Genomic DNA, 18,763 nt, shown 5'->3' on the forward strand with positions numbered 1-18,763 from the left:
TCCCATACCAGTGAAGTCAGGATGTTCAAGAGATCACGCAGTGGCCCGCTTTTGATGCGCCGTCCGTGGCCCTAATTTCACCCGTCGACGACAGCTTCTGCCCAGAGTGCGTTGCCGCCGACGATGGAAGGTGGCCCTTGGCCTGGTCACTGCCCTGGGTGTTCTGCTGCCTCGTTCACAGGCGCTATCTGATTACCATCTGTTCGACGTGCCGCATGAAGGTGCGGCCCGCCGAAGTCAGCCTCGCACGAGGGGTCTGTGGCCGTGCTGCTCGGGAGCGTGGAGCCGACCCGGCTCTTCGCTGTCCTGGGCGCTTCCGGAACGCAGAAGCGCCACCACTGCGGGATCCCGAGCTGATTCGACTCCAGAAGCTGCTCCTCGAGCACCTCCAGGCCGACAGCGAGGCTTCACGCGACCGAGCCCGTGCCGACTTCCAAGATCTCTCGGAAATCGCCGTGATGGCCTTGTTCCTAGCGACTCCCGCGCATCTGGACGGCGCCGATCCAGTAATACATGACGCCTTTTCTTCTTTTTCCCGAAGATACTTCGTGAAACACGGGAGGCTCATGATGGAGAGGGATCGATTCCACCCTGGATTGCTGGTTCTCACCGGGTGTTTGCGTGTGGCATCCCAGATCGTCTTCGCAGACGACCCTTTCACTAGCCGATCTCAGAAAGCATCCGGCAGATCCTGCCGTTCGACCGCTTCGCCGTTCCTGGATCACTCGGCCACCTGTCCACTCAGGCGAGCGAATCAGGTCGATCATAGAGGCAGTGCAGGAGAATTCCAAGTTTTCTCGCGGCTGGCCTTCCTGAATCATGCGCAACCAAACTGCCAGATCTGCCGACCCGGTCAGAGATCCCGGCGCCAGGTAAGTTTGTCATAAGAAATCGGCCCCAGCGAAAGCTTCAAGATCGGCTGGAGACGCTGGCTCCCCAAGAGGAAGAGCCAGATGTCGTTGTCGTCCCACGGATGATCGGGGTACGACCGTGGTGAATCCACTTCCTCATTGCCCAGAAGCCATCGCGTCGCCTCGTCCATGTCCTCACAAATGGCCAACTGTCCCGCTATCCGGACCATGCCGGCCATCCCAAGGCCAGGGAAGGAGTTGGTGGCCTTCCTGGACCGGGTTCGCGCGGGGAAGCCCTCACGGACTGTCTTATCGGCCCCGGCAAGGTGGCGGGACTCAGCATGCCACGAGACCAGTTTGAGTAGGACGTTGAAGTCGTTCTCTGCGGCCCGGTCGCATTCCTGCCCTGGGCCATCGACGAGTGGCAAGGTGTTGAGCCACGCTTGGATCTCCAACAGGACTCGGTCACGGGTGCGAAGCACCGGAAGCTCCTTCAATGGCTTTCCGCACCAGAGGGTGCCGGTGCGTTCGACAGCGGCAGGCCGCCGGAGGCTCGGGCTCACCGGCATCGGCCCTGTACACAAACCCGGACTCCTGTCCCGGAATCTCCAGGGCTGGATCGGCGCGTCACAGCCAGTGCATTCGCGCACCAAGTAGCAGGAATGTTCCAGGCAGATCACCGACCATCTCCTGTACCAGAGCAGAGGCCACCGGTTGTCCTTCTCATACAGGCACTTCGGGCAGACTCCTCCCAGTACCTTAGTGGAGCGGAAGCTGTTCCTGCCTCCTGCGTTGATCCACAGGTCCGGCATCCGCTGACCCTTGTCATCGACATGCAAGGGGCTGAGCGTCATCGCGAAAACCTCATCGAGGGTCAGACCGGTGGCGGCGCTCACGTTGGCTGCTTGGGCGGTGGTGAGCTGGATAGTGCGATAGGCAAGGCGTCTGCCGGCACTGTTTTCCACTTCCAGACCGAGCAGTGACATGGCATGCCTGCGACCGATTTCATAGGTTGCCGCTATGTGCTCAACCCAGCTATGCAGTGATTCGCCTGCCAACGGCAGCGGCACCGAGGCCAACCGCCGAGGCACCGTCGACGTCATCTCCTGCGGCATGGTGACCGTTCTCCCCGTGTCTTAGCGGCGGGCTGGACGCAGATCGACATCGGCTCCAGGGCATCAGCTACCGCTCACGCCGGGGGGAAATCGACTGGCCGCTTCCAGAGTCGAGCCGTAGTACGGCAGGCAGGTCTTGATGTCAGAGTCCTGGTACGCGCCCGCCCAAGCAGCGGCTGTAAACAGGTCTTGAACCGCGAACTCGCACTCCCGGCCTGCGCGAAGCACCCCGTCCTGAAAGGCCCCGACCTCGTCTCGGCTCGGCCACCGCGTCGCAGTGGAGAAGAACGCCTCGGCCCAGATCTCGCACATGCGGGTGAAGAACGCCGGCTTCTTGGTGATCGCCAATTCTGCCTCGCCGAGGCCGAAGTAGAGGTTCGAGGAGCGATGCGCACCTGCATAGACGGCGGCCCGCAGGACGCGAACGACGTACACGCCTTCGTTCAGCAGCTCGTCACACTGGTCCTTGACCCGGTCGACCAGATCGGTAGGCGGGTACTCGCCCGCCTTGATCAGCCAGGACATCGACCAGGCCTCGAGCACCTCACTACGGTCGAATGCTGCAAGGGCCTCGGTGACGTCGGTGAGATGGAACCAGGCGGCGAACTGCGCTCCCTGCAGGAGCCGATGAGGCTCCTCACCGCCGTCTTCGCGGCATCGCGCGACACTGGCCGAGAAGGTCCGGCCCTGGTCGTTGCGTATGCTGCCTGGCCACTCGTTGACCCATACGTCAACGGCTGCTTCGGCAATCGGGTCGCGTTCATCGCCTTCAGAGGCCACCTTGTCCTCGGCGCTGACGATGGCCTTGGCACGCTCCTGAAGTCCGTCGATCATGCGCCACGCGATGCCGCACACGTACTTGAAAACGTTGGGCAGCTTGACCATAGGGTTCGTCATGGCCGTCTCGACGATGTCGGGCCACACCGATACAGGCAGGCCGGCTACCCGGAAGCGCTCGATACTGGTGCGCCAGTTCTCGTCGAGCGGGGTTGACAAGCGCTGGCCGCTGCTCTCGTAAGTCCACGTTTCCCATGCCTGCTGGAACGCCTTCCTGTAGGCAAGCCTGGGCGCTTCCTGCGCTTCGAGTTCGGCGGCGGCTTGCTTGAGCGCTGCCGCCCAGCGCAGGGCGTCCTGGGCCACGTCGGCGACGATGGCCGCGTCAGCGGGGACTGAGGACTTGCCGCTGTTGCAGGGCTCGCATGCGGCGATGAGGTTCTCCGGACTGTCGCTTCCACCGAGGGCGGTGGGGGTGACGTGGTCGACTGCCAGCTTCACGTCGGGGGCCGTGGCTCCGCAGTAGCGGCACGTGTGGTTGTCACGGCGGAGGATTTCGAACCGGAGACGCTTGCCGACGGCCATGTAGCTCTTCTCTCGCGGTGGTGGGCTCTGCGTGGGCGCTGACGTTAGCTCAGCAGGCGGACATGAACCCCAATCAGAATAGGAACTCCTCGGAATGCCGCCCTGCTGCGGTGCGTCCCAGGTGGGGCTGGTTGGAAACCGCCGCGGCTCCTCGGTGATGAACGCCAGCCCGGGGGCGGCGCCCGGGCAGCCTCGGCCGGATACGATGCCGACGCGTCGCACAGGATCGGATGCTGGGGCGTTGGGCCTGGGCCGCAGGCCGGTGATGGTGATCCGGGGCGTCCAGTCCTCGCGTCGTTCCACGGTTGAAGAGGTGGCCAGGGTCGAGGGAGAGGCTGCGGCGGAGTCGACCATCTCGCGGCGCAGCGCGTGTCGGGCCCGCCAGGCATCGCCGCCGTCGCGGTCGTGGCCGGTGCTTCAGTCGAGCGCCCACTCGCCAAACTCACCTCGGCGGACGTCGAGTCCGCTGCCGACGGCCGACGCTTAAGGCAGTAAAGAGCTTCGAACAGGTCGCTCTCGACCCTCACCGAGAACCATGAGGCGGCTACGACGCCCGCCGCAACAGGCAGTTGCCTGCGCAAGCGCGCGACAACCATACGCTGGCGTGCGCCGCCGTGAACGCGCCATCTACGCCGACCGAGGTGCCTGCGAGAGCCGCAGGCCCGATTCGCGTCGCTCCGCAGGCAATCGACGTTCCGCAGACCCCGGTGCCAGTGGTGGCGTGGTGCCGCAGCGGTGCCGAGCAGCCTCGGCATGCCGGGGTATCGGCACTGGTCAGCACCCTGCCCTGGGGCTAAACCCCTGGCAGGCGGGCCAGTGGCTGGTTAACGCTGGACCCGATGATCATTGTTGGCGATCCGTCAGGTTTTGTCGGAGCCCGCTGCTACACCAATTCTCCGGGGGCGGGCCGCGCTGGGCGGAGCGCCGTTGTGGGAGGGAATCGCATGGTGCCCGAGGGATACACCTACGTGAAGGGTCACATCCGCCGCAAGCCGCGGCCGAGGATCAACAAGACCAGCGGCTGGCTGATCGCGGCGCTCGTCGTCGGCGGCCTGTGGCTGTACGGGCAGGGCGGCGGCTCGGCGACGACCACGAACACCAGCCCTGGCACCACCGCCCCGGCCTCCGCCCCGGCGGCGGGCCACTGATGCGCCGAAAGCTCCGCCGGCTCGGGCTGCGGGCACCGCGTACTGCGGCCGAACGCGCCGCCGCCGTCGTTATCGCGCTGGTCGTAGTGTCGTGGGCTGCGCAGGGCCTGCGGTGGGTGGTCACCGACGGCCTGCCCCTGCTCGTGGTCCTGGCCGCCCTCAGCGCGGTGGGCCTTGCGGCCTGGTGGTGGATTCGGCGCGTGGGTGCGGCCGCGCGCCGCGAGCGGCTGGCCTCGCTGCGGCTCAGCCTTGCCCAGCTCGACGCGATGAACGACAAGCAGTTCGAATTTGCCCTGCGCGACCTGCTCCTGCGCGACGGGATCGAGGCCCGGCAGGTCGGCCAGCAGGGTGACCAGGCCGCCGACGTGATCGGCCAGGACGCCAGGTGGGGCCGGATCGTCGTGCAGGCCAAGCACACCAAAGTCGGCGGCAAGGTCGGCTCGCAGGTGATGTACCAGGTCAAGGGCACCGCCCAGCCCGTGCACCGGGCCGATGTCGCGGTGGTCGTCACCAACGGCTCCTTCACCCGCGACGCCAAGGCATGGGGCGACAAGCACGGCATCTACTGGGTGGACCGCGAGGCCCTGCGACGCTGGGCCGAGGGCGGCACCGCCCTGCCCGACCTCCTGCACCTGTCCCGGCGCGGTCGGCTCAGGGCGGCGGCATGACGATCGCCAGGACCTCGGTGCTCGCCGCAGAGTCGGTGGACGACACGCTGGACAGCTTGCCGCCGGGCGCGACCACGGGATCGTCCGGCGAACCAGCCCCGGACGACACGTGGGGCTGGCCGGAGGTGGCGATGGTGGCCACCGCGGTGCTGGGCGGGTTGGCCCTGATCGCCGGAATCGTGGTGCTCGGCCACTGGCTGGACAGCATCTGGTGGCCGTCCACCACCGTGCTGGGGCCGGCGTGCTTCCTCTTCGCGGTGTGGGGCTACCGGCGGGAGGGCCGCCAGAAGTGGGAGGAGCGGCTCCGTCGTACCGGGCTGAAGTACTCCCTCGCGCAACTCGACGCCCTCCACTACCGCAGGTTCGAGTACGCGGTGCGAGACCTGATGCGCCGCGACGGCTTCCGAGCAGAGCGGACCGGCGGCGGCGGGGACGACGCCTGCGACGTGCGGGCCGTGGACCCGGACGGGCGGATCTGGGCCGTCCAGGTCAAACACCGGCGTGACGGCGCCGCCGGAAAGAAGATCGGCGTCCCGGTCCTCCAGCAGGTCAAAGGCACCGCCCAACCCGTCCACGGCGCCACGTTCGCCCTCATCGTCACCAACGGAGGCTTCTCCTCCAAGGCAATCCCGTGGGGCAAGACCCACCGCATCCATCTCGTCGACCGGCACCTGCTGGAGACGTGGGCGGCTGGCGGCGGACTGCTGTGGGACCTGATCGACAACCTCCCCGCGCCCAAGCGCCACCCCTCCGACCCCGACCACAAGAAGGCCCGCCGCAAGTGAGAGGCCCACCCCGCCCCAACCCCGGAGCGGGCCCGCGACTGCCCCGCACAGCCGGGGGCCACCCGGTGGGTTGAGAGCCCGTGCCGGTCTGCGCTCGACCGGGCGGGCGGTGGGCCGAACCGGTCTCGCTGGGCTCCGTGCTCCGCTAGCCTGCATTGGGTGACGGAAGCGATGGACAACGCCTCGTGTGGCTCGCACTACAGCAAGATCGAGGAGGACCTGGTGGTCCTCGGCGAGTCCTTCGGGCTCGGTGAGGTCCAGGCGTGCCGCTTCCTGCCCAACGGCCTGATGAACGGCAACTGGCGGCTGGAGACGGCCGAGGGCGCGTTCGCGTTGAAGCGGATCATGGACGTGCCGCTGCCGCTCGCCCGCCGCAACCTCGCGGTCCTGTCGGAGCTGGCCGACGACGGAGTCCCGGTCGGACGGCCGATGGCCACCTCCTCTGGGGAGACCGTGGCGGAGGTCGCCGGCCGCGGCTACTGCCTGATCCCCTGGCTGGAAGGCGGCCATCAACCGGGGACTGAGCTCACCCTGGACCTGGCCGGCGACCTCGGCGTCCAGCTCGGCCAGATCCACTCGAGCCTGAACGACGAGCGAACCGCCCGCCTGCTGCCGCCGGCATCGGAGCCCCCGGCAGCCCCGGTGACCACCCCGTATTGGGCGCGCGCCGAAGCGGACCGCTTCCTTGCGCTGATCAACGCCCTGGACAGCCCGACAGCCTTCGACGCCGAGGCGGCCCAGGCGCTGGGCGAGCGCAAGGTGCTGCTCGACAAGTACGCCCACTGGCACCCCCGCACCGAGGTGGCGGCTGGCCCGGTGGGCTGGACGCACGGTGACGTGCAACACCGCAACGTCCTGTGGCGGGACGGCAAGATTGCCGGGGTGATCGACTGGGACCGCATCCGAGTGCGCCCGTTCGGCGAGGAGGTCGCCCGCACCGCCACGGTGCAGTTCGGCGGTGAGGACGGCTTCCTCGACCTGGAGCGGACCGCCGCGTTCGTGGCCGGCTACCGGTCGGTGGTGCCGATCCCGGTGCCGGCCCTCGCGGACGCGGTGGAGCGACTGTGGTGGAAGCGCATGTCGGACTACTGGCAGCTGGTCTTCCACTACGACCGCGACGATCACTCCTGCGACCACCTGTTCCTGCCCGCCGAGCGCTTCCTGGCCTGGTGGACGGAGCGGCGCGAGGACGTGCAAGAGGCGTTCGCGGCTATGCCGTGACCAGCGTGCGGACCAGCACGGCGGCGAGGGTCTCGCCGACCTGCTCCATGTAGTCCGGGGCCAGGATCTGCGGCACCTTGAGGACGATCATCTGCCGCATCGCCTTGTGGAAGTTGGGCAGCTCCTCGCTGGTCGGCGGCCGGTAGGGGCTTCGGGCCACGTGCGGCCAGAAGCGCGCGGCCAGCTCGGGGCGCTGGAGGAGTGGCGCCTGTGTCCAGTCCTCGTACAGGTGGCGGACGGGGATGCCGGCGGCCTTGAACCGCTTGCTCAGCTCGGCCGGGTCCGGCACGCGGACGCTGGCTGTCAGCGGGGTGCCGTACCAGCCGCGCACCGACAGCTCGCCGATCGAGGGCCAGGTGACGGGCGCGTCGCACTCCTCCAGCACCTTGCGGAGGGTGGCGAGGTTCTGTTCGGCGGCCAGCATCCGGTCGGGCAGTGATCGCAGTTGCTGGCGGGCGATGACGGCGGACAGGGCGGGCATCCGGTACTTGTAGGCGGCCCCGGTGGTGGATAACGGCTTCAGCTCAGGGAGGGTGAGCTCGGCGGCCAGGCGGGCGGGGTGGTGGCCGAGGGTGAGGGCCCGCTCGTAGACCTCGCGGTCCGTGGTGGTCAGGACGCCGCCCTCGCCGCCGGAGACGGCTTTGGACTCCTGGAGGCTGAAGCAGCCGGCCGCACCCCAGGAGCCGACCGCGCGGCCCTGGTAGAGGGCACCGTGGGCGTGCGAGCAGTCCTCGACGATCGGCAGACCGGTGGCCTTGGCGAGCTGGTCCATGCGAGCGGGGATGCCCCAGGTGTGGGTAGCGAGGACCGCGGAGCAGGCGTCGGCGGCCTCGGCGACGGCGGTGGCGGCGATGTTCGGACTGTCGGGCTCGGTGTCGCAGAAGACAGGGTAGCTGCCGGCCTGGAAGACGGCGGTGATGGCGGAGACCCAGGTCATCGGGGAGACGGCGACGCCAGCCTCCGGGCTGGCACCGACCGCGTGGAGGGCGGCGTGCAGGGAGGCAGTGCCGGAGTTGAACGACAGCGCGTGGCGGGTGCCGGTGAGGCGGGTGAAGGCGGCTTCGAGGGCGTTGGTGGCTGGGCCCCGGTTGATCTCGGAGAGGTGGCCGTCGTCGAGGAGCTTGAGGACGGCGTCCTTCTCGGCCTGCCCGTACTTGGGCTCGCGGGGGAACGGGAGGGTGACGGAGGGGTCGTTCACGGGTGTCCTTCCGGGCAGGAGCTGGGCGGGGTTACGGGCGGCGGCGCGCGTCGGAGTCGGCGTCGGGGGTGATGCGGGGAATGGCGGCGAGGTGGCCGTGGTCGAGGTCGTCGAGGTCGGCCTGGAGTTGGGCGGCCCGCAGCCGGACCATGTCGGGCTCGTCACAGGAGGCGTGGAAGTGCAGCAGCGAGTAGGCGATGCGAAGGCGGAACAGGACCAACGGCAGCAGGCGGTCGGCGGGGATCGGGCCGTCGAAGTAGCCGTCGAGCAGGGCCTCGGTCATTGGGGCCGGTTCGCGCAGGGACCAGCCGGCGAGTTCGGCCAGCGGGTCGCCGCCGCGCACGCTCTCCAGGTCGACGACGCCGGTGATCTGCCAGCCGTCGGTGAACAGGTGCCGGCCGACCCAGTCGCCGTGCAGGAGCCGGGGCGTGCTGCGGGGCAGGCGGCCCGATCCGACGTCGAGGATGAAGCGGGTCCGTTGCAGCAACTGGGGCAGGTCGAGGCCGTCGATGCTCGGGAGGTTGCGGGGCGCGAGGCTGAGGAACCAGCCCTGGATGGTGGCGTGCTGGCCGATGCCGTGGCCGTCGAGCTGGCCGAAGCTGCCGACCTCAATGGTGTGCAGGCGCCGGAGCACCTCGCCCGCGCACCTCGCCGCTTCCAGGTCCTGTGGCGTGGGCGGCTCAGCTTCGATTGGGCGGCCAGGGCAGCGGGTCTCCACGCAGGCTTCCCGGCTGTGCCAGAGGATCTCGGCGGCCGGGATACCGGCTTCGCGCATGTGGGCCGAGGCCCAGGCGGCGGTCGGGTAGCGCGAGCGGCTGCCCGCGCGGCGGACCTTGACGACCAGCTGGTGCCCGTCGCGGGTGGTGGCCACGAAGGGGAGGCTGTCGGTGCCGGCCTTGAGCGGGGTGAAGTGTGCGTCGGTGGCGTCGAAGCCCGCTGCGGCGAGCGCGTCGACCAGCAGCGGGTGCGGGTGGCTGATCACGGTCTCAGGGGCAGGCATCGGGCACCTCCGGCACGGGGACGGGACGGCGGTGGGCGGCGGAAGCCAGGGCGGCGTCCAGCAGGGCGATGGAGGCGAGGTTGTCGGCGGCAGGCACCGGCAGGCGGCCATCGTGGTGGAGGGCGTCGACCATGGCGGTGATGCACCGCTGGTAGGCCGGCGGCCCGGCCTCGGGCGCGTTCCCCGCCCGGTGGGGGTCCGGAGCCCACCGGGCGGCGAAGCCCCGGCCCTCCACCCGCCAGTCGCCGCCCGCGTTGGTCCGAAGAGCCGGGTCGACGATGTACCCGCCTCGGTAGGTGAACAGGGAGCCGTCGGCGAAGTGGACGGTGATCGCGGCGATCGAGCTGTGGGCCGCGAGGAAACCTGTCGCCGTCTCGGTGCAGGTCACTTCGGTGGGCGGCGCGGTGATCAGCGCGCGGACCTGGTCGAACGCGTGGACGGCGAGGTCCGTGGTGACGGGCAGGTGCTGGCCGCTGCGGAAGCCCGGGCCGGGCAGGGTGACCAGGGTGTCAGCGGTGATGGCGAAGGGCGAATGTCCGCCGGAGCGGACCGTGTCGGCGAAGGCGAGGAAGTCCGGGTCGGCGCCTCGGTTGTGCATGACGGCCAGCAGCAGGCCGCGCTCCTTGGCGAGGTGGACGAGGTCGAGGGCGTCGGGCAGGTTCAGGGCCAGCGGCTTCTCGGTCAGGACGTGCAGGCCCTGGGCGAGCGCCGAGCGGCTGACGGGGTAGTGGAGTTCGGGCGGTGTGAGGTTGACGACGACGTCGGCCTCGGCCCGGGTGAGCGCCTCGGGAAGCGTCGCGGCGACGGCCGGGCTAAGCCCGTATCGGGCGGCGAGCACCCGTGCCGCCCGCTGGTCGGGGTCGATGAGGGCGGTGATCTCGATGCGGCCGTCGGCGAGCAGGGAGCGGACCCAGCGGCTGGCGATGGCGCCGCAGCCGATGATCGCGGCCTTCACGACGCCTCCTCGAGCGGGTGCGGCCCCAGGGTCGGGCTGGGGCGGTGCTGGGTGGCCTGGTGGCGGTGGACGTGGTCGAGAGCGCGGGCGGTGAGGTCGTCGGGCGAGCCGCAGTCGGCGGCGTCGAGCTGGGCGACGACCGGGGCGAGCGGGTGGGCGAGGTATGCGTTGAAGTGCTCGCTGAAGTGACGGTCGTAGAAGATCGTCGGCATGCCCTTGCGCAGGCGGGCCCGGCTGGCGAGCACGTCCGGGTCGGCGGTGAGCACGATCGTCAGGTCGGGTATCGCCACCGGCCGGGTGGTGACCAGGCGTCGGGCCTGGTCGTCGCAGTCGAAGCCGTGCATCCGGCCGACGGCGTGGGCGTGAGCGAGGAGGGTGTCCATGGTGCGGTCGAGGATCACGTCCCGGCCCTCAGCGATGGCTTGCCTGGCCCGGGCGAGCCGCAGGTCCTCGACGTCCAGGAACTGGGCGATGTTGGCTAGTTGGTGCTCTGCCGTGAACGGCTCGGGGGCTGGCAGCCGGGTGGGGTCGGGGCTGGCGTGGTAGTAGCAGGGGATGATGGCGGGCCGGTTCAGGTGGGGTGCGAGCTGGGCGGCCAGCGTGGTCTTGCCGACGCAGCTGACGCCCTCGATGCCGAGGATCACGCGAACTCCCTGTCCGTGGTGGTGGATGGGGTGGTGCGGCGGTTGCTCTTGGGGGCGAGCGCGGTGTGGCGGGTACCGGTGACCGCCCAGCGGCCGAGGCCCGTCAGCGGGCCGATGCTCTTGAGCAGGAGCCCGGCCAACGTCTCCGCGCTCCGTACGGCGGTCTCCCGTGCGGCCAGCTGCTGGCCCTCGGCCGCGGCGAGAGCACGGACCGGTGCGACGGTGGCCGCCCACAGTGCCGTCGCAGCCGCCGCCCGGACGGGCAGGCGCGTGCGCGGGCCGAGCGCGAGGGCCAGGCAGGCGGCCGTCGCGGGCGAGACCAGCAGCCACGCCATGCCCCGGTAGACGCCGATGGTCAGGGCCGCCGCGTGGTCGCGGCGGCTGCCGTGGCCTTCGGCGTGCCAGCGGGCGGCACACTTCGGGTAGTCGAGGTAGCTCTGGAACCAGCGCTCGCTCTGCGCCAGCAGCTCGCTCAGGTATTCGGCCGCCGGCACGGTGGTGGTGAAGGGCAGGCTGTCCACCGGGATGCCGTCCAGGGTGAGCCGGTAGCCGAAGGCGACGTCGTCGAGCACCGTGAAGGTCGGCAGACCGCCGACCTTCCGGAGGACGTCCATGCGAACGAGCAGGCCATGGCCGACGGTCTGGGCCAGCCCCGGCAGGCCGGGGCCGGTGTGCGGGCGGCGGGCGGCGTCGGCGTGCTGGCGGAGGTTGGGGATCTCTCGGCGGAGGGTCCACAGGGTCTGAGCGCGGGCGGCGCCTCGGCAAAGGCTCCGCTCCCACCAGGCGCCGGCCGCACGCTGGGTGGCGAAGCGGGCGGACTGCTGAACGACGCACGGGAGTTCACCGTCGGCGGCCCGGCGGCGGGCCAGGAACTCGGCGGTCCGCTCCAGCAGTTCGCGGCTCGGGCGGGAGTCCACGTCGTAGACGGCGATGTACTCCTGGTCCGCGTCGGCGATGGCGAGTTGTTCGAGGGCGGCGTTGACCTGCGCCGCCTTGCGCCCGTCGCCCCGGTAGTGGACGTGCCGGACCAGCGGGTCGGACTGCGGCAGCCGTGCGAGTTCCGCCGTGACGACGTCCGCCGTGGTGGGGAAGCCGGACAGCACCTCGACAGCCACGGCATCGGTCAGTGTGCCCTCACCGGTGCTGGTCAGGGCCTTGCCGAGGGCGGCCAGCTCGTCGCCGGTCAGCTGCGGGAAGCGCTCGACCGTGAGGTCGGCCGCCGTCGCCCCCGCCAGCCGGGCGGCCAGGTGCTGGCGCTCGGCTTCCTCGCGGGCTGTGGTCACCAGGGTCAGCGTCGAGCCGGGGAGGTCGCGCAGGAGCGGGACGAACCAGGCCAGAGCGGCGGTGATCTGCTGTTGCTCCCGCAGCACCGGGACGACGACGTGCAGCACCATCGGCTCCACCGCCCTCCGGTTCCCGGCCTGCACGGGCTGGTCGGCCCAGGTCAGCGTCCGGCGGATGTGCCGCAGTCCGTTGACGTTGCGCGCGGCCACAGCGGCGGCGATCCACCAGGTGGCGCTCCGCCGCAGCGGCTTGCGCACTTGAGTGTTCACTCGGTACCGCCGTCGGCGACGTAGTCGTGGAACAGGCGGTAGGTGTCACGGAGTTCGCCGGCCGGATAGGTGTCCTGCCAGGGCTTATCGGGACCGGCGAAGTGCACGAGGGCGGCGGTCGTCTCGTCCTCCAGCAGCTGGGCGAGCGGGCTGTCCGCCTCGGCGTAGTGGACGAAGCCGGACTGGGCGGCCTGCGGCGACATGGCGAAGGTGTTCCACCGCCGGTCCAACCGCTGCCAGTTGTCGTCGACGGCCCAGTTCAGGGCATCCTGGTCCCAGAAGCGGACCTTGTCCGGGTGCTCGGACAGGAACTGCCGGGAGCGTTCGAAGACGCCGAGCCGCTGGCACCGGTCGAGGTCGATGAGCATGACGCCGCTGTTGAAGTAGTCCCGGCCGTACGGGACGCCGAGCTTCTCCCAGCCGGGCAGCTGGATGCCGCGACCGATGACCGGGTTCTGCGGGTCGCGCACCGCGCCGACCGGACGCCCGTCGAGGGACTGCCGCAGCAGCGGCCGGAGGTCGCCGAGCACCACGGTGTCGGCGTCCAGGTACAGCACCCGGTGCTCGTCGAGGATGACCTCCGGGATGGCCAGGCGCACGTACACAGCGCCGCTGACCCAGTCGGAGACGGGGTAACGCGGGTCGGTCACCGGCGCCGGCCGCAGCTCGGTGGCGAGACCGATGCGGTCGGCGTCGCGCAGGATCGCCTTCCGGTTGGCCTCGCTGATCTGCTGGTCGAGGACGATCAGGCGAAGCTCACCGACGGTGCCCGGGTGAGCGGCGGCGATCGAGTGCATCAGCGTCCGCAGCGGGCGGGCGTATCCGTCGTCGACTCCGCAGACGATCGCGGGCAGCGGGCGTGAGGCGGTGTTCACGAGGCGCTCCTTCCGGTGGAGGCGGCGGTCTGGCGGGGGAAGTGCTGCTGGGCCCAGTCGAGGGTCTGGCGCAGGCCGTCGCGCAGGTGGGTGGTGGGCTCCCAGCCGAGGTGGGCGCGGGCGGCGGCGATGTCGGGGCAGCGGCGCTTGGGGTCGTCGGCGGGCAGCGGAATGAAGGTGACGGCGGAGACGGAGCCGGTCATGGTCCGGATCTCTTCGGCGAGTTGCAGCATGGTGATCTCGTGCGGGTTGCCGAGGTTCAGCGGGCCGGGGTGGTCTGCTGTGGCTGCGGCGAGCAGGCCCTCGACGGTGTCGGCCACGAAGCACAGCGAGCGGGTCTGGCTGCCGTCGCCAGCCACGGTGATCGGCTCTCCCGCCAGTGCCTGCTGGATGAAGGCCGGCACCGCGCGGCCGTCGTCGGCACGCATCCTCGGCCCGTAGGTGTTGAAGATCCGCACGATCCGGGTGCGGGTGCCGCCGGAGCGCTGGAAGCAGGAGGTCAGGGCCTCGGCGTACCGCTTGGCCTCGTCATAGACGCTTCGGGGCCCGACCGGGTTGACGTTGCCCCAGTACTGCTCGGGCTGCGGGTGCACGAGCGGGTCGCCGTACACCTCGGAGGTCGAGGCGAGCAGGAACCGGGCGTGCTTGGCGTCGGCGAGCTCCAGGGCGTTGAGCGTGCCCATCGCACCGACCTTCAAGGTGGCCAGCGGGTGGCGGGCGTAGTCCAGCGGCGAGGCGGGCGAGGCGAGGTGGAAGACGAAGTCCACCGGACCGGCCACCTTGAAGGGCCTGGTCACATCGTCGGTCTGGAATCGGAAGCTGCCGGCCGAGCGCAGGTGCGAGAGGTTGTCGAGGCCGCCGGTCAGCAGGTTGTCGACGCCGACCACCTCGGCCCCGAGGTCCAGCAGCCGCTCACACAGGTGCGAGCCGATGAACCCGGCGGCACCGGTGACGACCGCGGTGCGGCGGGCGAAGACGCCGTGTTCGGCCGAGGCCGCCGGATCGCGCGGGAGAATCGGTGGTGCTTGCAGGCGTGGCACGGTGCGTGTCCTCCAGGTCGTCGGGGTAGCGGGGTTCACGAAGGGCCGTCGCGGCAGCGTGGGCCAGCGCTTCAGACGTCCGGGTCGTGATCGGGAAGGGACCGTGCGGGCGGTGCCACGACCGGGTGATCGGTACTGAGCTGGTGGTCGGCGGTGCTCCCAAGCAGCGCGAGCGTGACGACGTGGCCAAGGCCCCACAGCACGGTGAGCGCGGTCCCCACCGGGTCGCGGCGTGCGCCGCGATGCCTGCCCTGATGCGGCCTCTCGACTGCCCCCATGGCTCCTCCCCTCGCCGGCCTCCGGGGCCGGGCTGCGGTACAGCGTCGCCGTGCCGCAGCGCAACTCGGAACGTTTCTGGGGGGTTTCTGCTCGATGCGGCCCGCGCCACAGCGGGTAGCAGTACGCTCACCAACAGGTTATGAATCGCCGGGGGTTGAGATGAGCTCAGACGTTCTGGCAGTCCACCCGCTCACCCACCTGATGCGGTTACGCGGCTGGGGAAAGATCCAGTTCGCGCGCCTGATGTGCGACCACGGCGCCGCGTTGAAGATCCACCTGGCGACCAATCGGACGCTGGTGTGGAAGTGGGAGCAAGGCCAGGAACCCGAGCCCGACGCGCAGTTCGTTCTGGCTGACCTTCTCAGCGTCAATCCCCGTACGCTGGTTGCCAATCCGTGGCCCAGGTGGCTCCCGGTCTGGGAGGTGACCGGCATCACGGCGCCGTGGACAAAGGCCGGTACCGTGGACGTACTGGTGGAACTGGTCAGGAGTGGGCATATGGATCGGCGGGGCTTTCTCACCATCACCGGGGCCGCCATGGCCACCGTCGCCGCGAGCTGGGCCTCCGCCTCGCCCGCGTTCGCCTCCGCCCTCGGGGGCGACCAGGTGACGGACTCAATGGTCGACACCCTCGAAGCCCGCGTCGCCACGCTCCAGACCCTGGACGCGCAGATGGGCGGCGCCCGCCTCATCGAGCAGGCCCGCGGTGACCTCGCCATCATCACGACCCTGCTCAAGCACGGCCGCCACACCGAAGCCGTCGAAGCCCGCCTGCTCGGTCTGGCCGCCCAGGTCAACTACATCGCCGGATGGATGGCCTACGACAGCGGCCTGCGCTCAGCTGGCCAGCAGTACTACCTCGGCGCTCTGCGCGCCGCCAAGACCATCGGCGACGACGCCCTCGGCGGCTTCCTGCTCGCCGAGATGGGCGTCCACCTCTCCGATAGCGGCAACCCTGCCGAGCGCGTCGCCCAGGTCGAGACCGCGCTGGCCAACACCCCCGCGACGATGCAGCCTGGCGTCCGCAGCTACCTCGAACTCCACCACGCCGAGAGCCTGTCCCGCGACGGCCAGCACCAGAAGGCCGGCTCCGCCCTCAACCGCGCCCACGACCTGTGGGCCAGGAACGGCGGCGACCAGCTCCCGAGCTGGCTCTCCTGGTACGGAGACGCCCAGCTAAGCTCCACCGAGGGCAAGATCATGCTCCGCGCGGGCCAGGTCGACCGGGCCACCAGCGCACTGGCCTCCTCCATCGACCACGCGGTCCCCCGCGACCAGGCTGTCCGTGCCGGCCGCCTCGCCACCGCCCGCCTCGCCGGCAAGGACCTCGACGGAGCCCTCGACGCCGCCAACCGCGGACTCAACCTCCTCGAAACCCAGGTCCACTCCGTACGCGCAGTCAGCCGCCTCACCAAGTTCGACGGCTACCTCAAGCCCCACCATGGCGAGCCTGCCGTCGCCGAGTTCCGCGAGCGGCTGCGCGCGCTTCCCGTCATGGCAGCGTGACTCGCGCGGACCATAGGGAGATCGCCCGGTTCTGTCCCTGAGGCCCAGCTATGCCTCGCAGCACGTGGGCCCCGGCGCCGTCCTTCCGGTGCGGGGCCCACGTGCGTTTACGGTGCCGACCGTGGTTTCGGCCAGCCGGGGGTCAGGTGCGCTGGAGCGGCATGCGCTTTCGGTGCACAAGCGGGATGCCAAGGCGGGCGGCCACGGTCCTCTCCAGGGCGGAGACGACGTGGTCGGGGGTACTGTCCCGCAGTGGGATCACCCAGTACTCGGCCCACTCCTCCCTCTTCGAGGTGCTGCGGTTGACATGCTGGCTGAGCCGGGTCGCGGCGGCGCCCCGGCTCAGGGCTCGGGTGGGCGCGGTTTTGCCGCAGTAGCAGGCGTTGCCGCGGCGGTTGGCCACGATGTAGATGGCCTTGTTCTCATACCCGGAGTCCTCCCCGATGGGGATCGGTTCCGGCTGCAGCTCGGCGAGCCACTGGCCCGCGAGTCGAGCGAGCATGGCGTACCGGTCGTCGGTGATGCCCACGACGCCCGGCCAGGTGGTGTCGGTCATCAGCTCGGCTCGTCCTCGGAGATCTTTCCGAGCTTCTTGCCCAAGGAGTTGATGTTCTTGAAGGTCGGCTCGACGAGGACCCAGGGCAGATCGGCGGTGGTGCCGTGCTCCTTGCGCAGGAAGATCAGGTGGTCGAGGTTGGCGACCGTCGTGGCCAGGGACGACTGAAAACCGGTGAGAGCCTCGTCCTCAAGCTCGGTGGCGGTGGGCTCGTTCTGGTAGTACTCGGGGTCGAACCCATGGCTGGCGACGAGGCGGAGGTGGGCGTTGAAGTCGCTGCCCTTCCAGTCTTCCTGCTCTACGAGTTGGCCGTGGGCCCACCAGCGCGGGCGCAGGCCGGCCCTGATCCGCTTGATCGCGTCAGCGAGCACCTGCGGCCCCTCCTTCCTGCCGAGCACGGCCTCGATGACCGTGCCGACGGGGGTGCGCATGACCTTGATGCCGCCCACGATCTGCTCGGCGGTGCCACCGGCGGCGAGCAGGTTCCCGCTGGTGACGAGGTTGACCATGGCGATCACGCCGAGGAGGAGCCGGGCGGGGATGTCACCGGTGTCGGCGCGCGCGAGGAGGTCGTCCACGGCCTCGTCCGAGTCGATGTTCTCGACAGTCCACTCGTGGTCGGCCAAGTCCTTCCAGAGGATGTTCTTCTCCACCGCGGTGCGCACGGACGCCATGGTCTCCTTGGGGAGGCTGGAGTAGGAGCGCAAGCCGAGTTCGGCGGCGGGGCCGCTGCGGTGGGAGATCACGAGGCGACTCTTGTCGAGCTTCGCGGCCATGATCGCGTTCAGCCTCCGCTCCTTGCGGGTGAGCTGCTGGACGACGAAAGCGAACCTCAGGTCACGGAAGGCCGGGTTAAGCCCGAGGGTCTTCATGGCGTCGGTGACGTCGGTCCGGCCGAGGAGGACGTCCTTCACGGCCGGGGCATCGTCGCCAAGCTCGCCGGCATCGAACAGCGCGGTGACGATCTCTTCGGCGGTGACGCCGCTTTTGGAGGACTCCTCGAAGGGCTTCACGCCAACGTTCATGCGCATCAGCAGCGAGCGGACTGCGGCGGGGAAGCGCTGCATGCCCATACTCGGCTTATCGTCGATGTAGCCGACGATGACCTGCACCGGGACGGTCATCGCGTTGAGTAGCTCGGCGGCGCGGTCCCGCTTGGCGCGGGCAGTCTTGCTCGTGCCGGATGCCTCGGTGAAGTCGCGGTGGGCGTTCTTGACGATCTCCCGGACGAGGTCCCGCCGCTGGCTGAGGGTGCGCCGCATGAGGTGGGACGGGAGCAGCGGGACCAGGTCCTTGGCGGTGGCGGGGCTGATCTGGCTGGCCTGGACCTTGAGGTTGGCGGTGCAGGAGGCCCAGCGGCTGTTGCCGTCGACGATGCTCAGGTCGTCGTCGGGGTAGTGCCCGGCGTTGAGGAAGGAGACGGGGACGGCGGTAAGCGGCCGCTCGACGATGCGCCGGCCGACCTCCTGGGGGTTGCTCTCCCTGACGCGCTTGGACGCACGGTCGATGGCAGTGAGGAGGTCCTCCATCGGGTCGGCGTAGACGAGGGTGGCGTCGGTGCCGTGAGCAGTGGGCATGGTGAGGACCCGCTGGCTCTCGCTGGTGCCCGGGTCAGCAGCGTAGTGCGCTTCGTCAAGCAACCTGTCGTTCTCGATCGCGGGGGACAGCATCAGCGTGTACGCGCGGTAGTTGAGTGCGACCAGCCATCCGGTCTCGACGCGGTGGCGGTCCAGGCGGGCGCCGTCGAGGAGGCCAGGCTCGACCGCGCCGTACGCGATCCGCTGGATGGCGGCCTCGGAAATCTGGACGTCGGGACGCTGCTTCTCGAGGTACTTGATCGCCTTGATGGTCTTGCTGACCGGCTCGACACGGTGCTCGAACGGTGACGAGCGGTCGCCGGTGCGGATGTCGATGAGATCGACGGCGTCGATGTCGTCGGGCTCGTCGGGGAAGCTGGTGATGCTCACTGAGCCTCAATCGGCTGGGCCGGCGCGAGGCTGGCTCGCGGCC

The 18,763-nt window shown here is 69.8% G+C and carries 18 protein-coding genes; 6 read left to right on the forward strand and 12 right to left on the reverse strand.

Annotated elements, in window-relative coordinates:
• Window positions 1-65: 65 nt before the first annotated feature.
• Complete coding sequence (locus ACFV61_RS15875) at window positions 66-887, forward strand: TniQ family protein (RefSeq protein WP_380492115.1); 822 nt, start codon at window positions 66-68, stop codon at window positions 885-887.
• On the opposite strand, the gene ACFV61_RS15880 is transcribed toward ACFV61_RS15875, so the two are convergent.
• The gene (locus ACFV61_RS15880; protein ID WP_380492117.1) at window positions 854-1,966 is read right to left on the reverse strand and encodes a TniQ family protein; all 1,113 of its coding nucleotides are present in this window, start codon (window positions 1,964-1,966) and stop codon (window positions 854-856) included. The two genes, ACFV61_RS15875 and ACFV61_RS15880, sit on opposite strands and share 34 nt — an antisense overlap.
• Window positions 1,967-2,029: 63 nt before the next feature.
• The gene (locus ACFV61_RS15885) at window positions 2,030-3,325 is read right to left on the reverse strand and encodes an HNH endonuclease (protein WP_380492119.1); all 1,296 of its coding nucleotides are present in this window, start codon (window positions 3,323-3,325) and stop codon (window positions 2,030-2,032) included.
• A 944-nt stretch (window positions 3,326-4,269) separates the two neighbouring features.
• Between ACFV61_RS15885 and ACFV61_RS15890 the strand changes: the two genes are divergently transcribed.
• The 4 genes from ACFV61_RS15890 to ACFV61_RS15905 all read left to right on the forward strand — a co-directional run bounded on the left by ACFV61_RS15890 (window position 4,270) and on the right by ACFV61_RS15905 (window position 7,147).
• On the forward strand, window positions 4,270-4,473 hold the full coding sequence (locus ACFV61_RS15890; RefSeq protein WP_380492121.1) for a hypothetical protein: 204 nt from the start codon (window positions 4,270-4,272) through the stop codon (window positions 4,471-4,473).
• Complete coding sequence (locus ACFV61_RS15895; RefSeq protein ID WP_380492123.1) at window positions 4,473-5,141, forward strand: restriction endonuclease; 669 nt, start codon at window positions 4,473-4,475, stop codon at window positions 5,139-5,141. The genes ACFV61_RS15890 and ACFV61_RS15895 overlap by 1 nt, the downstream gene beginning before the upstream one ends.
• Window positions 5,138-5,926: a restriction endonuclease gene (locus ACFV61_RS15900; protein WP_380492125.1), complete on the forward strand. Its 789-nt coding sequence runs from the start codon at window positions 5,138-5,140 to the stop codon at window positions 5,924-5,926. The genes ACFV61_RS15895 and ACFV61_RS15900 overlap by 4 nt, the downstream gene beginning before the upstream one ends.
• A gap of 159 nt (window positions 5,927-6,085) precedes the next feature.
• Window positions 6,086-7,147 (forward strand): homoserine kinase, encoded by a 1,062-nt coding sequence (locus ACFV61_RS15905; RefSeq protein ID WP_380492126.1) that lies wholly within the window; start codon window positions 6,086-6,088, stop codon window positions 7,145-7,147.
• Here ACFV61_RS15905 and ACFV61_RS15910 read toward each other — a convergent pair.
• From ACFV61_RS15910 to ACFV61_RS15945, 8 genes are all read right to left on the reverse strand, one after another.
• Window positions 7,137-8,345 carry a DegT/DnrJ/EryC1/StrS family aminotransferase gene (locus tag ACFV61_RS15910; protein WP_380492128.1) on the reverse strand — a complete coding sequence of 403 codons (1,209 nt, stop codon included), beginning with the start codon at window positions 8,343-8,345 and terminating at the stop codon, window positions 7,137-7,139. The genes ACFV61_RS15905 and ACFV61_RS15910 overlap by 11 nt on opposite strands.
• Before the next feature lie 31 nt (window positions 8,346-8,376).
• Complete coding sequence (locus ACFV61_RS15915; RefSeq protein ID WP_380492130.1) at window positions 8,377-9,345, reverse strand: phosphotransferase family protein; 969 nt, start codon at window positions 9,343-9,345, stop codon at window positions 8,377-8,379.
• Window positions 9,332-10,300, reverse strand: a complete 969-nt coding sequence (locus ACFV61_RS15920) for a Gfo/Idh/MocA family protein (protein WP_380492132.1) — start codon at window positions 10,298-10,300, stop codon at window positions 9,332-9,334. The genes ACFV61_RS15915 and ACFV61_RS15920 overlap by 14 nt, the downstream gene beginning before the upstream one ends.
• On the reverse strand, window positions 10,297-10,944 hold the full coding sequence (locus ACFV61_RS15925; protein WP_380492134.1) for an AAA family ATPase: 648 nt from the start codon (window positions 10,942-10,944) through the stop codon (window positions 10,297-10,299). The genes ACFV61_RS15920 and ACFV61_RS15925 overlap by 4 nt, the downstream gene beginning before the upstream one ends.
• A complete protein-coding gene (locus ACFV61_RS15930) occupies window positions 10,941-12,497 on the reverse strand; it encodes a glycosyltransferase (protein WP_380492136.1) in 1,557 nt (518 codons plus the stop codon). Before ACFV61_RS15930 ends, ACFV61_RS15925 begins: the two co-directional genes overlap by 4 nt.
• On the reverse strand, window positions 12,494-13,372 hold the full coding sequence (locus tag ACFV61_RS15935) for a glycosyltransferase family 8 protein (protein WP_380492137.1): 879 nt from the start codon (window positions 13,370-13,372) through the stop codon (window positions 12,494-12,496). Before ACFV61_RS15935 ends, ACFV61_RS15930 begins: the two co-directional genes overlap by 4 nt.
• A complete protein-coding gene (locus ACFV61_RS15940; protein WP_380492169.1) occupies window positions 13,369-14,388 on the reverse strand; it encodes a UDP-glucuronic acid decarboxylase family protein in 1,020 nt (339 codons plus the stop codon). Before ACFV61_RS15940 ends, ACFV61_RS15935 begins: the two co-directional genes overlap by 4 nt.
• A 95-nt stretch (window positions 14,389-14,483) precedes the next feature.
• Window positions 14,484-14,690: a hypothetical protein gene (locus ACFV61_RS15945; RefSeq protein ID WP_380492139.1), complete on the reverse strand. Its 207-nt coding sequence runs from the start codon at window positions 14,688-14,690 to the stop codon at window positions 14,484-14,486.
• A 160-nt stretch (window positions 14,691-14,850) separates the two neighbouring features.
• On the opposite strand from ACFV61_RS15945, the gene ACFV61_RS15950 reads away from it, so the two are divergent.
• Window positions 14,851-16,197 carry a transcriptional regulator gene (locus ACFV61_RS15950; RefSeq protein ID WP_380492141.1) on the forward strand — a complete coding sequence of 449 codons (1,347 nt, stop codon included), beginning with the start codon at window positions 14,851-14,853 and terminating at the stop codon, window positions 16,195-16,197.
• 142 nt (window positions 16,198-16,339) lie between these two features.
• Here ACFV61_RS15950 and ACFV61_RS15955 read toward each other — a convergent pair whose 3' ends face one another.
• Together ACFV61_RS15955 and ACFV61_RS15960 are read right to left on the reverse strand one after the other, a co-directional pair.
• On the reverse strand, window positions 16,340-16,753 hold the full coding sequence (locus ACFV61_RS15955) for a hypothetical protein (protein ID WP_380492143.1): 414 nt from the start codon (window positions 16,751-16,753) through the stop codon (window positions 16,340-16,342).
• The gene (locus ACFV61_RS15960) at window positions 16,753-18,720 is read right to left on the reverse strand and encodes a hypothetical protein (RefSeq protein WP_380492145.1); all 1,968 of its coding nucleotides are present in this window, start codon (window positions 18,718-18,720) and stop codon (window positions 16,753-16,755) included. The genes ACFV61_RS15955 and ACFV61_RS15960 overlap by 1 nt, the downstream gene beginning before the upstream one ends.
• Window positions 18,721-18,763: the final 43 nt, after the last annotated feature.

Source organism: Kitasatospora sp. NPDC059817, assembly GCF_042731835.1.
In the GTDB taxonomy this organism is placed as follows: domain Bacteria; phylum Actinomycetota; class Actinomycetes; order Streptomycetales; family Streptomycetaceae; genus Kitasatospora.

Excerpts from the sequence above, each read along its gene's own strand:
- ACFV61_RS15880 (WP_380492117.1), bottom strand. The coding sequence starts at position 1,966 with ATGCCGCAGGAGATGACGTCGACGGTGCCTCGGCGGTTGGCCTCGGTG.
- ACFV61_RS15885 (WP_380492119.1), bottom strand. The coding sequence starts at position 3,325 with ATGGCCGTCGGCAAGCGTCTCCGGTTCGAAATCCTCCGCCGTGACAAC.
- ACFV61_RS15890 (WP_380492121.1), top strand. The coding sequence starts at position 4,270 with ATGGTGCCCGAGGGATACACCTACGTGAAGGGTCACATCCGCCGCAAG.
- ACFV61_RS15895 (WP_380492123.1), top strand. The coding sequence starts at position 4,473 with ATGCGCCGAAAGCTCCGCCGGCTCGGGCTGCGGGCACCGCGTACTGCG.
- ACFV61_RS15900 (WP_380492125.1), top strand. The coding sequence starts at position 5,138 with ATGACGATCGCCAGGACCTCGGTGCTCGCCGCAGAGTCGGTGGACGAC.
- ACFV61_RS15915 (WP_380492130.1), bottom strand. The coding sequence starts at position 9,345 with ATGCCTGCCCCTGAGACCGTGATCAGCCACCCGCACCCGCTGCTGGTC.
- ACFV61_RS15945 (WP_380492139.1), bottom strand. The coding sequence starts at position 14,690 with ATGGGGGCAGTCGAGAGGCCGCATCAGGGCAGGCATCGCGGCGCACGC.
- ACFV61_RS15950 (WP_380492141.1), top strand. The coding sequence starts at position 14,851 with ATGAGCTCAGACGTTCTGGCAGTCCACCCGCTCACCCACCTGATGCGG.
- ACFV61_RS15955 (WP_380492143.1), bottom strand. The coding sequence starts at position 16,753 with ATGACCGACACCACCTGGCCGGGCGTCGTGGGCATCACCGACGACCGG.